17 protein-coding genes are annotated in these 13,588 nt (G+C 77.9%); 14 read left to right on the top strand and 3 right to left on the bottom strand.

Annotated elements, in window-relative coordinates:
• Positions 1-35 precede the first annotated feature (35 nt).
• The 4 genes from ACI79X_RS08895 to ACI79X_RS08880 are packed head-to-tail and all read left to right on the top strand — an operon-like array spanning position 36 to position 4,241.
• On the top strand, positions 36-413 hold the full coding sequence (locus tag ACI79X_RS08895; RefSeq protein WP_457025057.1) for a holo-ACP synthase: 378 nt from the start codon (positions 36-38) through the stop codon (positions 411-413).
• Complete coding sequence (locus ACI79X_RS08890) at positions 410-1,873, top strand: NAD(P)H-hydrate dehydratase (RefSeq protein WP_457025056.1); 1,464 nt, start codon at positions 410-412, stop codon at positions 1,871-1,873. Before ACI79X_RS08895 ends, ACI79X_RS08890 begins: the two co-directional genes overlap by 4 nt.
• Positions 1,870-3,006, top strand: coding sequence for an alanine racemase (gene alr, locus ACI79X_RS08885; RefSeq protein WP_457025055.1), 1,137 nt, complete (start codon positions 1,870-1,872; stop codon positions 3,004-3,006). The genes ACI79X_RS08890 and alr overlap by 4 nt, the downstream gene beginning before the upstream one ends.
• On the top strand, positions 3,006-4,241 hold the full coding sequence (locus tag ACI79X_RS08880; protein WP_457025054.1) for an alpha/beta fold hydrolase: 1,236 nt from the start codon (positions 3,006-3,008) through the stop codon (positions 4,239-4,241). Before alr ends, ACI79X_RS08880 begins: the two co-directional genes overlap by 1 nt.
• On the opposite strand, the gene ACI79X_RS08875 is transcribed toward ACI79X_RS08880, so the two are convergent.
• On the bottom strand, positions 4,238-4,942 hold the full coding sequence (locus tag ACI79X_RS08875; protein WP_457025053.1) for a TIGR04222 domain-containing membrane protein: 705 nt from the start codon (positions 4,940-4,942) through the stop codon (positions 4,238-4,240). The two genes, ACI79X_RS08880 and ACI79X_RS08875, sit on opposite strands and share 4 nt — an antisense overlap.
• Here ACI79X_RS08875 and ACI79X_RS08870 point away from each other — a divergent pair.
• From ACI79X_RS08870 to ACI79X_RS08850, 5 genes are read left to right on the top strand one after another with little or no spacing between them, the layout of a single operon-like run.
• The gene (locus ACI79X_RS08870; RefSeq protein ID WP_457025052.1) at positions 4,887-5,519 is read left to right on the top strand and encodes a uracil-DNA glycosylase; all 633 of its coding nucleotides are present in this window, start codon (positions 4,887-4,889) and stop codon (positions 5,517-5,519) included. The two genes, ACI79X_RS08875 and ACI79X_RS08870, sit on opposite strands and share 56 nt — an antisense overlap.
• Complete coding sequence (tsaE, locus tag ACI79X_RS08865; protein ID WP_457025051.1) at positions 5,516-5,965, top strand: tRNA (adenosine(37)-N6)-threonylcarbamoyltransferase complex ATPase subunit type 1 TsaE; 450 nt, start codon at positions 5,516-5,518, stop codon at positions 5,963-5,965. Before ACI79X_RS08870 ends, tsaE begins: the two co-directional genes overlap by 4 nt.
• Positions 5,962-6,357, top strand: coding sequence for an HAD family hydrolase (locus ACI79X_RS08860; RefSeq protein WP_457025050.1), 396 nt, complete (start codon positions 5,962-5,964; stop codon positions 6,355-6,357). Before tsaE ends, ACI79X_RS08860 begins: the two co-directional genes overlap by 4 nt.
• Positions 6,354-6,590: a haloacid dehalogenase-like hydrolase gene (locus ACI79X_RS08855; protein WP_457025049.1), complete on the top strand. Its 237-nt coding sequence runs from the start codon at positions 6,354-6,356 to the stop codon at positions 6,588-6,590. The genes ACI79X_RS08860 and ACI79X_RS08855 overlap by 4 nt, the downstream gene beginning before the upstream one ends.
• Positions 6,587-7,096: a GNAT family N-acetyltransferase gene (locus ACI79X_RS08850; RefSeq protein ID WP_457025048.1), complete on the top strand. Its 510-nt coding sequence runs from the start codon at positions 6,587-6,589 to the stop codon at positions 7,094-7,096. Before ACI79X_RS08855 ends, ACI79X_RS08850 begins: the two co-directional genes overlap by 4 nt.
• 29 nt (positions 7,097-7,125) lie before the next feature.
• Here the strand turns inward: ACI79X_RS08850 and ACI79X_RS08845 are convergent, their stop codons facing one another.
• Positions 7,126-7,809: an alpha/beta fold hydrolase gene (locus ACI79X_RS08845; RefSeq protein ID WP_457025047.1), complete on the bottom strand. Its 684-nt coding sequence runs from the start codon at positions 7,807-7,809 to the stop codon at positions 7,126-7,128.
• A gap of 86 nt (positions 7,810-7,895) precedes the next feature.
• Between ACI79X_RS08845 and tsaB the strand changes: the two genes are divergently transcribed.
• Genes tsaB through tsaD form a run of 3 tightly spaced genes read left to right on the top strand, consistent with a single transcriptional unit; the run spans position 7,896 to position 10,026 of the window.
• On the top strand, positions 7,896-8,549 hold the full coding sequence (gene tsaB, locus ACI79X_RS08840) for a tRNA (adenosine(37)-N6)-threonylcarbamoyltransferase complex dimerization subunit type 1 TsaB (protein ID WP_457025046.1): 654 nt from the start codon (positions 7,896-7,898) through the stop codon (positions 8,547-8,549).
• Positions 8,546-8,995, top strand: coding sequence for a ribosomal protein S18-alanine N-acetyltransferase (gene rimI / locus ACI79X_RS08835; protein WP_457025045.1), 450 nt, complete (start codon positions 8,546-8,548; stop codon positions 8,993-8,995). Before tsaB ends, rimI begins: the two co-directional genes overlap by 4 nt.
• A complete protein-coding gene (gene tsaD, locus ACI79X_RS08830) occupies positions 8,992-10,026 on the top strand; it encodes a tRNA (adenosine(37)-N6)-threonylcarbamoyltransferase complex transferase subunit TsaD (protein ID WP_457025044.1) in 1,035 nt (344 codons plus the stop codon). Before rimI ends, tsaD begins: the two co-directional genes overlap by 4 nt.
• Here tsaD and ACI79X_RS08825 read toward each other — a convergent pair.
• A complete protein-coding gene (locus ACI79X_RS08825) occupies positions 10,016-11,224 on the bottom strand; it encodes a THUMP-like domain-containing protein (protein WP_457025043.1) in 1,209 nt (402 codons plus the stop codon). The two genes, tsaD and ACI79X_RS08825, sit on opposite strands and share 11 nt — an antisense overlap.
• Before the next feature lie 183 nt (positions 11,225-11,407).
• Between ACI79X_RS08825 and groES the strand changes: the two genes are divergently transcribed.
• Together groES and groL are read left to right on the top strand one after the other, a co-directional pair.
• On the top strand, positions 11,408-11,716 hold the full coding sequence (gene groES / locus ACI79X_RS08820) for a co-chaperone GroES (protein ID WP_073421422.1): 309 nt from the start codon (positions 11,408-11,410) through the stop codon (positions 11,714-11,716).
• Positions 11,717-11,822: 106 nt separating this feature from the next.
• Positions 11,823-13,466 carry a chaperonin GroEL gene (gene groL / locus ACI79X_RS08815; RefSeq protein ID WP_457025042.1) on the top strand — a complete coding sequence of 548 codons (1,644 nt, stop codon included), beginning with the start codon at positions 11,823-11,825 and terminating at the stop codon, positions 13,464-13,466.
• Positions 13,467-13,588 lie beyond the last annotated feature (122 nt).

Raw genomic sequence — 13,588 nt, 5'->3', positions numbered from 1 at the left:
CGGCGACGGCGACGGCGGCACGGCAGACTGACCCGGTGATCATCGGGGTGGGGATCGACGTGGTCCCCGTGACCCGTTTCGCCGAGTCGCTGACCCGCACGCCCGGCATCCGCGACCGGTTGTTCACCGCCTCCGAGCAGGTGACGCCGTCGGGCAACCCGCGGACGGCGGAGTCGCTGGCCGCGCGGTTCGCCGCCAAGGAGGCCGTCGCCAAGACGCTCGGCGCCCCCGGCGCGCTGCAGTGGCACGACGCCGAGGTGACCGTCGGTGAGCACGGCCGGCCGCACCTGGCGGTCCGCGGCACGGTCGCCGCGCGCGCCGCGGAGCTCGGCATCACCCGCTGGCACGTGTCCCTGAGCCACGACGGCGGGATCGCCTCGGCGGTGGTCGTCGCCGAGGGAGGACCGGCGTGATCGGGCTGTCCACGGCCGCCGAGGTCCGCGCCGCGGAGGACGTGCTGCTGGCCGCCACCCGCGAGGGGGCGCTCATGCAGCGGGCGGCCACCGGCCTGGCCGTCGTCTGCCTGCGGCTGCTCGGCCGGGCGCACGGCGCCCGCGTCACGCTGCTCGTCGGCGCCGGCAACAACGGCGGGGACGCCCTGTACGCGGGCGCGCAGCTGGCCGCGCGTGGCGCCCGGGTCACCGCCGTCCTGCTCGACACCGCACGCGCCCACCCCGCCGGGCTGGCCGCGCTGCGCCGCGCCGGCGGGCGGGTCACCGGCCCCGACGGCCCCGACGGGCTCGACCGTGCCGACCTGGTCCTCGACGGGATCGTGGGCATCGGCGGGCGCGGCGGGCTGCGCCCCGAGGCGGCGCGGCTGGCGGAGCGCGCGGCCACCGGGCCGGGGCTGACCGTCGCCGTCGACGTGCCGAGCGGCGTCGACGCCGACACCGGCGCGGTGGAGGGCGCGGCGTTCGCCGCGGTGCACACGGTCACCTTCGGCGCGGTGAAGCCCGGGCTCGTGGTGGGGGAGGGGCGCGGGTACGCCGGCACCGTGCACCTGGTCGACATCGGCCTCGCCCCGCACCTGGCCCCGGCCCGCGCGCACCAGCTCACCGACGCCGACGTCGCCGCGCACCTGCAGCCGCCGGGCCCCACCGACGACAAGTACTCCCGCGGCGTCGTCGGGGTCGTCGCGGGCTCCTCCGTCTACCCCGGGGCCGCCGTCCTGTGCACCGGGGCGGCGCTGCGCACGCGGCCGGGGCTGGTCCGGTACGCCGGCACCGCCGCCGACGGGGTCCGTGCCGCGTGGCCCGAGGCGATCGTCACCGACGGCCCCCCCGGCGACGCCGGCCGCGTGCAGGCCTGGGTGGCCGGGCCCGGCACGGGCACCGACGACGACGCCCGCAGCGTGCTCGCCGAGGTGCTGGCCACCGACCTGCCGGTGGTCGTCGACGCCGACGCGCTGACGATGGCCGCCCGCGAGCCGGACCTCGTCCGCGGCCGCACGGCTGCGACCGTGCTCACCCCGCACGACCGGGAGTTCGAGCGCTTCGGCGTGCCGGTCGGCGCCGACCGCATCGGCAGCGCCCGCCGGCTGGCCGCCGACCTCGGCGCCGTCGTCCTGCTCAAGGGCGACGCCACCGTGGTCGCCGCTCCCGACGGCACCGCCTTCGTCAACGCCACCGGCACCTCCGACCTGGCCACGGCCGGCAGCGGCGACGTCCTGTCGGGGATCCTCGGCTCGCTGCTCGCCGCCGGCACGCCCGCCGCGGAGACGGCCGCGGCCGCCGCCCACCTGCACGGCCGCGCCGGGCAGGTCGCCGCCGCGCGCGGGCCGGTCCTCGCCTCCGACCTCGTGCGGGTGCTGCCGGACACCGTCGGCCGGGTGCGCGGGGGCGGGGACGTCCTGCTGGGACACTGGGGGGCGTGAAGCAGCCAGCTCCCCGGGCCGAGGTGGTCGTCGACCTCGACGCGATCGCGGCGAACACCGCCGTGCTCCGCGAGCGGGTCGGCCGCCCGCTCATGGCGGTGGTCAAGGCCGACGGCTACGGGCACGGCCTGGTGCCGGCCGCGCGGGCGGTGCTCGCCGGCGGCGCGGACGCGCTCGGCGTCGCCGTCCTCGAGGAGGCGCTCGCGCTGCGGGCCGCCGGCGTCACCGCGCCGCTGCTGGCCTGGCTGCACGCGCCCGGCACCGACTTCGCCCCCGCCCTGGAGGCCGGCGTCGAGGTGTCGGCCAACGCCGAGTGGGGCCTGGCCGAGGTCGTCGCCGCCGCCCGCGCCACCGGCCGTCCCGCGCGGCTGCACCTGTGCGCCGACACCGGGCTGTCCCGCGAGGGCGCCACGACCGCCGACTGGCCGGCGCTGGTGGCCGCGGCGGCCCGGGCGCAGGCCGACGGCGAGGTCGAGGTGGTCGGACTGTGGAGCCACATGGCGTACGCCGACGCGCCCACCCACCCGACGATCGGCGCGCAGGTGCGGGTGTTCGAGGAGGCGGTCGGCATCGCCCGCGCTGCCGGGCTCGACGGCACCCGGCACCTGGCCAACTCCGCGGCCACCGTCGCGCTGCCCGGCACCTGGTACGACATGGTCCGCCCCGGCGTCGCCCTCTACGGCCTGGACCCGCTCGGCGGCGACCCCGCCGTCCACGGCCTGCGCCCGGCGATGAGCGTGCGCGCCCGCGTGGCGCTGACCAAGCGGGTGCCGGCCGGCGTCGGCGTCTCCTACGGGCACACCTACTCACCCGACCGGGAGACCACGCTGGCGCTGGTCCCGGTCGGCTACGCCGACGGGGTGCCGCGGGCCGCGGGCAACCGCGCCCCGGTGCTGGCCGCCGGCGCGCAGCGGACGATCGCCGGCCGCGTGTGCATGGACCAGTTCGTGCTCGACGTCGGCGACGACGCCGTCGCCGCGGGCGACGAGGTGGTCCTCTGGGGCCCCGGCGAGCGCGGCGAGCCGACCGCGCAGCAGTGGGCCGACGCGGTCGACACCATCCACTACGAGCTGGTCACCCGGGTCGGCGGACGCTTCACGCGCCGCCACGTCGGGTCCGCGGGGGCGGTCTGATGGCACAGCGGTCGGGCCCGCGCGCGCCGGCGCCGCGCACGGGGCTGGCCGGAGCGCTGGAGCGGCACCCGGCGGCCGGGGTGGCCGGTGCGGTCGTCGGCCTGGCGGCGGCAACCACCGCCGTCGGCGTCGCCGTCGCGCGGATCGCCACCCGCCGCGTGCGCGCCGAGCGGCTCAGCCCCGGCGGGGCGCTGCCGGAGGGCGCCACCGACGCCGAGCTGCGCGAGGACGACCCGCTCGGCGCCGCCGCGCGCCGGGCCGACCGGACCGCGCAGGTGACCGCCGACGACGGCGTGCTGCTCGCCGTCGAGGAGGTCGGCCCGCTCGACGCGCCGCTGACCGTCGTCTTCGTGCACGGCTACACGCTGTCGATGGCCTCCTGGACCCACCAGCGGCGGTCGCTGGGCGCGGAGCTGGCCACGGCGAACGGGCACCGGCCCACCGCGCGGCTGGTCTTCTACGACCAGCGCGGGCACGGCTCCTCCTCCCGCGGGCCGGCCGGGAACTCGACGATCGAGCAGCTGGCCCGCGACCTCGCCCGGGTGCTGGAGGAGCGGGTGCCCGAGGGGCCGGTCGTGCTGGTCGGCCACTCGATGGGCGGCATGACCGTGATGGGCCTGGCCGGCCTGCACCCGGAGCTGTTCGGCACGAAGGTGGCCGGCGTCGCGCTGGTGTCCACCTCCAGCGGCCAGCTCGCCGACCTCGACTTCGGCCTGCCCGACTTCCTCACCCGGGTCCGCGCCGCCGTGCTGCCCGTGGCGGCCTGGACGATGCGCCGCCGGCCGGCGTTCGCCGAGCGCACCCGCCGGCTGGCCGCAGACGTCGTCTCCGCCGCCACCTGGTCGCTGTCGTTCGCCTCCACCGACGTCGACCCGCGGCTGGGCCGCTACGTCGACGCCATGATCGCCGGCACCCCGGTCGACGTGATCGCCGAGTTCTACCCGGCGCTGGCCGGCCTCGACGAGACCGGCGCGCTCGCGCCGCTGCGGCGGGTGCCGACCCTCGTGCTCACCGGCGACGCCGACCGGATGATCCCGCCGGCCCACAGCGACACCCTGGTGGAGCTGCTCGGCGGCGAGGGGCCGACGGTCGAGCACGTCGTCGTCCACGACGCGGGGCACCTGGTGACGCTGGAGAAGCCGCAGGAGGTCACCCGGGCGCTGGGCGGCCTGGTGCGCCGGGTGGCCGCGGAGACCTCCGGGCTCGGCCAGGACTCCTCCCGGCCTCCTCGCTAGGGCCGGCCGTCGAGGCCCCGCGCCACCAGCGTGTCCCGCGTCCGCTGGGCCACCTCGCACCCGTCGGCGTAGGACAGCTCCCACGGCGAGGCCCCGACGCCGGGCAGCGTCGGGCGGCGCGGCGGGTCGCACACGGCCTCGCGCAGCGCGGGGTCGGCCAGCCGGTCGCGGCCCTCGAGCGCGACGTGCAGCACCGGCCCGACGTCGGCGGCGCGCGCCCGCTCGAGCACGCGCCGGCCGGCCGCGGTCGGGCCGGTGAAGCGGCCGAGCAGCCGCTGCGCGCGCAGCCGGCGGGGGAGCACCGTGACCCGCTCGTCGGACAGCGCCCGCCAGCGCACCGTCTCCACCGACCGGCGCCCGCGGCCGCCGACGGCGTCGAGGACGGCGGCCTCCACCGGGTGCCGCCGCCGCGGCTCGACCACCTGCAGCTCCCCGGGGGCCACCGCGCGCACCCGGCCGGTGACCACGAGGGCCACCAGCGCGGTGTCGACCACCCGCTGCGGCCCGCCGGCGAGACAGGCGACCTCGTAGAGGTCGGGGTGCTCGGTCATGGCGACTCCTCCCGCGGCGGGGGCCCTGTCCCACGGTGACAGGGCGCGGGCGGGCGCGGAAGCCCTCCGGCCGCGCCCGCCGTAGGGTCGGGGCGTGGCCGCTCCCCGTCCGCCCCGGTTCGACGCCGCGGCCGAGGAGGTCGCCGCCACCGCCGCCGCGGCGGCCGACTGGCCCGCGCTGGCAGCGGCCGCGACGCCCTGCGTCGCCTGCCCCGAGCTGTCGGCCACCCGGCAGCACGTCGTCGTCGGCGACCCCCCGGTGCGCGGGCGGGCGCGGTTCGCCCTCATCGGCGAGGCGCCGGGCGCGAACGAGGACGAGACCGGCCGCCCGTTCGTCGGGAGGTCGGGGCAGCTGCTCGACCAGCTGCTCGGCGAGGCCGGGCTCGACCGCGCCGAGGCAGCCGTGCTCAACATCGTCAAGTGCCGCCCGCCGGGCAACCGCACCCCGAAGACGCCGGAGGTCGCCCGCTGCAGCGGCTGGCTGCGCCGCCAGCTCGAGCTGCTCGACCCGCCGGTCGTCGTGGCGCTGGGCCTGTCGTCGGCCAAGTGGTTCCTCGGGCCGCGGACCGTGCTCGCCGCGGCCCGCGGCCGCCCGCACGACATCGGCGGGCGGGCGGTGTGGGCCACGTACCACCCGTCGGCGGCGATCCGGTTCGGCCCGAACGGCGCCCCGCGAGCGGGCCTGCTCGAGGACCTCACCTCCGTCGCCCGGAGCCTGGCGGCATGAGGCGCGAGCACGTCCTGCCCACCGTCGACGACACCCGCGCGCTCGGCGCCGCCCTCGCCGCGGTCGTGGAGCCCGGCGACCTGCTGGTGCTCACCGGGCCGCTCGGCGCCGGCAAGACCGCGCTCACCCAGGGCCTCGGCGCCGCCCTGGGGGTGACCGAGCCGGTCACCTCGCCGACCTTCGTCATCGCCCGGGTGCACCGCGGCGGGCGCCTGCCGCTGGTGCACGTGGACGCCTACCGGCTCGGCGGCGTCGCCGACGTCGACGACCTCGACCTCGACGCCTCGACCGAGGAGTCGGTCACCGTCGTCGAGTGGGGTGCCGGGCTGGTCGAGCGGCTCGCCGACGAGCACCTGGAGGTGCGGCTGGACCGGCGCGACGACGACGTCCGCACCGCCGTCCTGGTGCCCTCCGGCGCCGGCTGGGAGCGGCGGCTGCAGGCGTGACCCCGCCGGGCCGGCCGGCGGTCGTCTCCGACCTCGACGGCACGCTGGTCGCCGGGGACTCCTTCGGCGGTTTCCTCCGCCACCTGCTCACCCGGCAGCCCCCGCGGTTGGCCGCGGCGCTGCCCACGGCGCCGCTGTGGCTGCCGGCGCGGGCCACCGGACGCCTGCGGGTGCCGGCGGAGCGCCGGCTGGTCCGGCTGGCGCGGTGGGCCTCCACGCCGACGGGTTCACCGGGGCGGCGCGGGCCTTCGCCGGTCGAGCACGCCGGCCCGGCCGGCGGGCGCACCGCCGCGGCCGCGGTCGCCCGGCTCCGCGAGCACGTCGCCCGTGGCGACCGGGTGGTCGTGCCACCGCCTGCGCCCGGCCGCTGGCGGCGGAGGTGTGCCGGGTGATCGGCCTGCCGGACGTCGAGGTGGTCGCCACCGACCTGCGGCGCGGGCGCTGGGGGCCGCTCGCGCAGGCGGTCCCGGCCCGGGGCGAGGGGAAGCTCGAGGCGCTGCGGGCCGCCGGGGTGCCGCTGCCGGTGGACCACGCCTACTCCGACAGCGCCTCCGACCTGCCGCTGCTGCGGGCCGCCCTCGGCCCCGGCGTCGAGGTGCTGCGCTGGGCGGGGAGCGCCGGGTGAGCCTCCGGGTCGAGGTGATCGCCCTCCCGGTGGCGGCGTTCGCCGCGCTGGCCGCCGGCGACCTCGCCGCCGCGAACGCCGCCTCCCCGGTGCCGCTGCCGCCCGGGTTCGACGACCCCGCGTGGGCACCCGTGTGGCGCATGCGGGCGGAGCAGGTGTCCGCCGACCCGGCCGCGGCCGCGTGGGTCACCGGCGTCGTGTGGGACGCCGACCGGCGGCTGGCCGTCGGGCGCGCCGGTTTCCACGGCCCGCCCGACGGGCGCGGGATGGTCGAGATCGGCTACGCCGTGCTCCCGGAGCACCGGCGGCGCGGCTACGCGCGGGCGGCGCTGGCCGCGCTGCTCGCCCGCGCCCGCGCGGAACCGGCCGTGTCGGTCGTGCGGCTCGCGATCGCGCCGTCGAACGCCGCGTCGCAGGCGGTGGCCCGGCTGTTCGGCTTCGTCGTCGTGGGCGAGCAGGTCGACCCGGTCGACGGCGTCGAGGTCGTCTCCGAGCTGCCGGTGTGACCGTGCGCGCCGGGGCGGCGCCGGGCCGGTCAGCCGGCGCGGTCGAGGACCGGGCGCAGCAGCGCGGCCAGCTCCGCGGGGTGCGAGAGGAACGGCGAGTGCCCCGACGGCAGGCGCAGCACCTCGCCGGCCCGCGACGACATCGCCTCCTGCGCGAACACCGGGATGGCCTGGTCCTGCTCGCACACGACGTAGGTGCTCGGCACGTGCCGCCAGGCGGCGTTGGTCAGCGGCTGCTCCACCGAGGCGCGGGACTGCAGCCCGATGCGGGCCACCGCGTCGCGGGCCAGCCCGCCGGGCACCCCGTTGTAGAAGACCGCCTCGGGGTCCGTCACGCCGATCGCGTGCTCCCCGACCTCCCACCACGGCGGGGCCTGCCCGCCGACGCTGCCGAGCAGGGAGTCCCCGACGTCGAGCTGGAAGGCGCACAGGTAGACGAGGTGCGCCACGCCGCTGTCCGCGGTGACCGCCTCGGTGACCACGGCGCCGCCGTAGGAGTGGCCGAGCACGACGACCGGGCCGTCGATCCCGGCCAGCGCCTCCCGCACGGCCGCGGCGTCGGCGGACAGGTCGCCCAGCGCGGCCGGGTCCCCGCCCGCGCTGGGCAGGTCGACGGTGTGCGCCGGCACGTCCTCGCCGAGGGCCTCCAGCAGGGGCCGCCAGCACCAGGAGCCGTGCCAGGCGCCGTGCACGAGCAGCAGTGATGCGGTCATCGGCGTCCTGTCCCTCGACGGCGTGGGCCGCGCGATCCTGCCCGACCGGGCCACCGGGTGACAACGGCTGACTAACCTGGCGGATCGTGCTCGTCCTCGCCCTCGACACCGCGACCCCCACGCTGGTCGCCGGCGTCGCCCGCCGCTCCGACGACGGCGGCGTGGAGGTGCTCGCCGAGCGGGCGGTGCCCTCCGGCAACCGGCACGCCGAGCTGCTGGTCCCCGCCGTGCGCGAGGCGCTGGCCGAGGCCGGCGTCGCGCTCGCCGACGTGGGTGCCGTCGTCACCGGCCTCGGGCCCGGCCCGTTCACCGGGCTGCGGGTCGGCGTGGTCACCGCAGCCGCGCTCGCCGACGCCCGCGGCGTGCCGGCCGTGGGCGTCTGCTCGCTCGACGCCGTCGGGTCGGGGGAGCGGACGGTGGTCACCGACGCGCGGCGCAAGGAGGTCTACTGGGCCGCCTACGACGCCGCCGGCGCGCGCGTCGACGGGCCGGGTGTCGTCCGCCCCGAGGAGTTCGCCGCGCGCCGGCCCCTGGTCGGCGACCCGCGCTTCGCCGAGCGGCTCGGCGCCGCGGTGACGCCGGCCGAGGTGACCGTCGCGGGCCTGCTGCGCGCCGCGGCACCGCTGCTGGCCGACCCGTCCGCTCTGTCGTCCCCCACCCAGCCGCCGCTGGTGCCGCTGTACCTGCGCCGTCCCGACGCCGTACCGCCGACGTCGTTCAAGCCGGTGACCACCTCGTGACCGCGCGGCTGCGGCCGATGCGGCTGGCCGACCTCGACGCCGTGCTGGCGCTGGAGGAGGAGCTCTTCGCGCCCGACACCTGGACCCGCGCGATGTACCGCGACGAGCTGTCGCGCACCGACACGCGGCACTACCTGGTGGCCGAGGACGACGGCGCCGTCGTCGGGTACGCGGGCCTCATCGCCTACGACGACGAGGCGCACGTGTCCACGATCGGCGTCGCCCGGGACCGGCAGGGCGAGGGCCTCGGCGCGCTGCTGCTCGACGCGCTGCTCGCCGAGGCCGACCGGCGCAGCCCCGTCGTGCTGCTCGAGGTGCGCGCGGACAACGAGGTGGCGCAGGGGCTCTACCGGCGCCGCGGGTTCACCGAGATCGGGCGGCGCCCGCGCTACTACCAGCCGAGCGGCACCGACGCCGTCGTGATGAAGCGGGAGGTGCGGCGGTGAGCGGACCGCTGGTCCTGGGGTTCGAGACCTCGTGCGACGAGACCGGGGTCGGCCTGGTGCGCGGGCACACGCTGCTGTCGGACGCGCTGGCCACCTCGATGGCCGAGCACGAGCGCTTCGGCGGCGTGGTGCCCGAGATCGCCTCGCGGGCCCACCTGGAGGCGATGGTCCCGACCGTGCACCGCGCGCTCGCCGAGGCCGGGGTGTCGGCGTCCGACGTCGACGCCGTCGCGGTGACCGCGGGGCCCGGCCTGACCGGCGCGCTGCTGGTCGGGCTGGCCGCCGCGAAGGCGTACGCGCTGGCGCTGGACAAGCCGCTGTACGGCGTCAACCACCTCGCCGCGCACGTCGCCGTCGACGAGCTGCAGCACGGCCCGCTGGCCGAGCCGTCGCTGGCGCTGCTGGTGTCGGGCGGGCACAGCTCGCTGCTGCTCGTGCCCGACCTCGCCCGCGAGGTCACCTCGCTCGGCCGCACCATCGACGACGCCGCGGGCGAGGCGTTCGACAAGGTCGCCCGCGTGCTCGGCATGCCGTTCCCCGGCGGCCCGCCCATCGACCGCGCCGCCCGCGACGGCGACCCGGCGGCGATCGACTTCCCCCGCGGGCTCACCGGCCCGCGCGACGCGCCCTACGACTTCTCGTTCTCCGGGCTGAAGACCGCCGTCGCCCGCTGGGTCGAGGCGCGGCGGACGGCGGGGGAGCCGGTGCCGGTGGCCGACGTCGCGGCGTCGTTCCAGGAGGCGGTCGCCGACGTGCTCACCGCGAAGGCGGTGCGCGCCTGCCGCGACCACGGCGTGGACCACCTGGTGCTCGGCGGCGGAGTGGCGGCCAACTCGCGGCTGCGGGCGCTGGCCGAGGAGCGCTGCGCCGCGGCCGGGATCGTGCTCCGCGTGCCGAGCCCGCGGCTGTGCACCGACAACGGCGCGATGGTGGCCGCGCTCGGCTCCCGGCTCGTCGCGGCCGGCGTCGAGCCCTCCGCGCCGGACCTGGGTGCCGACAGCAGCCTGCCGATCGAGGTCGTCACCCGCTGACGTCGCACACCAGGGCGGTCGGGGCGCCGGCCACCCGGGTGACGACGACGGTGGCGCTCGCGGCGCCCGGCCCGCGCAGCTGCCGGGCGAGGGTCTCCGGCTCGATCGCCGACCCCCGCTTCTTCACCACCACCCGCCCGACGCCGCGGGCCCGCAGCAGCGCGCGCAGCCTCTTGAGGTTGAACGGCAGCACCTCGTCGACGCGGTACGAGGTGACCCAGGGGGAGTCGGCGGCCGCACCGGAGGTCAGGTAGGCGATCGTCGGGTCCACCAGCGTGGCGCCGAGCTGCGCGGCCGCCAGGGACACCAGCCCGGAGCGGATGACGGCGGGGTCGGGCTCGTGCAGCCACGCCCCGACCGGCCCGGCCGGCGCGGGCCCGGGATCGGCGCCGGCGGTGAGCTCGTGCACGTCGTCGCCGCGGACGACGGTGGCCCGCCGCCACACCTCGGACACCCCGCGGCCCCACAGCAGCGCCTCGACGATCGATCCGCGCACCGACACCCACTCGGCCTCCACGCCCGCCGGCACCCGCTCGTGGGCGAGGCCGGGCGCGACCTTCACGACCGCGCGCGGCACCCGGTCGAGCAGCGTCGCCACCGTCGACCAGGGCGGGGACCAGCGGTCGGGGTCGAGCTGCCGCCGCCCGCCCGCCCGCCGCGCCGGGTCGAGGACGGCGGCCGCGCAGCCGGCGACCTCCCCGCCGCGGGCGGCGTCCACCAGCTCGACGACGTCGCCCGCGACCACCCACACGTCGTCGGCGACGCCGAGCGCCTCCGCGTTGGCGGCCGTGAGCTCGCGGGCCACCGGGTCGAGGTCGACGGCGAGCACCCGCGCGCCCGCCCGGGCCAGCGCCACGGTGTCGGTGCCCGACGCGCAGCCGAGGTCGGCCGCGGAGTCGGTGCCGTCGGCGAGCAGGCGGGCGGCGCGCCGGGCGGCGAGCTCCGGGCGGCCGGCCTGTTCGAGGGTGTCGGCGGTGAGGAACAGCCGGTCGGCGTCGGCGCCGAACACCGGGCGGGCCCGCGCCCGCAGCCGGGCCAGCTCCCAGGCGGGGCCGGCCAGCTCCGGCCCGACCTCCGCGCGCAGCGCCGCGACGCCCGCCAGCACGTCGGCGCCCGCGGCCAGCAGCGCCGCGGCGCGGGCGGTCGCGGCGGCTCCCTCGGGGGTGCGCAGCAGGGCCGACGCGGCGGGATCGGGCACGGCGACCAGCCTCCCGCAGCGGCCCGTCCTCCGAGTGGTGGACCCGGTTGAGGGGCTGGCACTCTCGTGGGTAGAGTGCCAATCGACACGGGCAGGCGCCTGACCCCCGCGACGGCAGGCCCGGCCCCCGTGCCACAACGAGCCAGTCCACCAGCCGTCCGATCCCGAAGGGGGCGTCACCTCGTGACGACCGCTACCAAGGTCTCCATCAAGCCGCTCGAGGACCGCGTCGTCGTCCAGGCCAACGAGGCCGAGACCACCACCGCCTCCGGCCTGGTCATCCCGGACACCGCCAAGGAGAAGCCGCAGGAGGGCACGGTCATCGCCGTGGGCCCCGGCCGCATCGACGACAACGGCAACCGCGTCCCGCTCGACGTCAACGTCGGCGACGTCGTCATCTACTCGAAGTACGGCGGCACCGAGGTCAAGTACGCCGGCGAGGAGTACCTCGTGCTCTCCGCCCGCGACCTGCTCGCCGTCGTGGAGAAGTGACCCCACTTCCCCGCACCGCCTGACGCGACCGCCCCGGCGACCCGAACTGACCGGGTCCCGGGGCGGTCGTCGTCCCACCCCGTAGCGATCTGACCGGAAGGGCCCCATGGCCAAGATCATCAAGTTCAACGAGGACGCCCGCCGCGCGCTCGAGCGCGGCGTGGACAAGCTCGCCGACGCCGTCAAGGTGACCCTCGGCCCGCGCGGGCGCAACGTCGTCCTCGACAAGAAGTTCGGCGCCCCGACCATCACCAATGACGGCGTCACGATCGCCCGCGAGGTCGAGCTCGAGGACCCGTACGAGAACCTCGGCGCGCAGCTGGCCAAGAACGTCGCCACCAAGACCAACGACGTCGCCGGTGACGGCACCACCACCGCCACGGTGCTGGCCCAGGCGCTGGTCAAGGAGGGCATGCGCAACGTCGCCGCCGGCGCCAACCCGATGGGCCTCGGCCGCGGCATGCGCGCCGCCGTCGACGCGGTGTCGAAGGCCCTCGACGAGGTGGCCATACCCGTCGACGAGCAGTCGGCCATCGCCGGCGTCGCCACCATCTCCGCCCAGGACGCCGAGGTCGGCGCCCTGATCGGCGAGGCCATGGAGAAGGTCGGCAAGGACGGCGTCATCACCGTCGAGGAGAGCAACACCCTCTCCACCGACCTCGACGTCACCGAGGGCGTGCAGTTCGACAAGGGCTACCTCTCGCCCTACTTCGTCACCGACCAGGAGGCGATGGAGGCCGTCCTCGAGGACGCCCTCGTGCTGCTGGTGCAGGGCAAGGTCAGCGCGCTGGCCGACCTGCTCCCGCTGCTGGAGAAGGTGCTCGGCAACGGCGCCCGCCCGCTGCTGATCGTCGCCGAGGACGTCGAGGGCGAGGCGCTGTCCACGCTCGTCGTCAACTCGATCCGCAAGACGATCCGCGTCGTCGCGGTCAAGTCGCCGTACTTCGGCGACCGCCGCAAGGCCTTCATGACCGACCTCGCCATCGTCACCGGCGGCCAGGTCGTCAGCGAGGACGTCGGCCTCAAGCTCGACCAGGTCGGCCTCGAGGTGCTCGGCACCGCCCGCCGCGTGACCGTCACCAAGGACACGACGACGATCGTCGACGGCGGCGGCACGGCCGGCGCGATCTCCGACCGGGTCGCCCAGATCCGCCGCGAGATCGAGGCCACCGACTCCGACTGGGACCGCGAGAAGCTGCAGGAGCGGCTGGCCAAGCTGGCCGGCGGCATCGGCGTCATCCGGGTCGGCGCAGCCACCGAGGTCGAGCTCAAGGAGCGCAAGCACCGCATCGAGGACGCCATCGCCGCCACCCGCGCCGCGGTGGAGGAGGGCGTCGTCCCCGGTGGCGGCTCCGCGCTCGTGCACGCGGCCGCGGCCATCGACGCGCTGGACCTCTCCGGCGACGAGCTGACCGGCGCCCGCGCCGTGCGGCGCGCCCTGGAGGCCCCGCTGGCCCGCATCGCCGACAACGCCGGCTTCGAGGGCCGCGTCGTCGTCGCCAAGGTCCGCGACCTCGGCGTCGGCTCCGGCTTCAACGCCGCCACCGGCGAGTACGGCGACCTGGCCGCCCAGGGCGTCATCGACCCGGTCAAGGTCACCAAGGCCGCGCTGGGCAACGCCGCGTCGATCGCCGCGATGGTGCTCACCACCGACTCCGCCGTCGTCGAGGCGCCGGAGGAGGAGCACGACCACGCGGGCGGCGGGCACCACACCCACGGCCACTCGCACGGTCACGGCCACAGCCACTGACCCCGCGCACGATCAGCTGAGCTGATCGTGCGGCGGGGGGGGGGGGGGGCGCGGGGCGGGGGGGGGGGGGGGGGGGGGGGGGGGGGGGGGGGGGGGGGGGGGGGGGGGGGGGGGGGGGCGGC

This window comes from Geodermatophilus sp. SYSU D01119, assembly GCF_054049975.1.
This window is presented reverse-complemented; position numbering and strand designations above follow the sequence as displayed.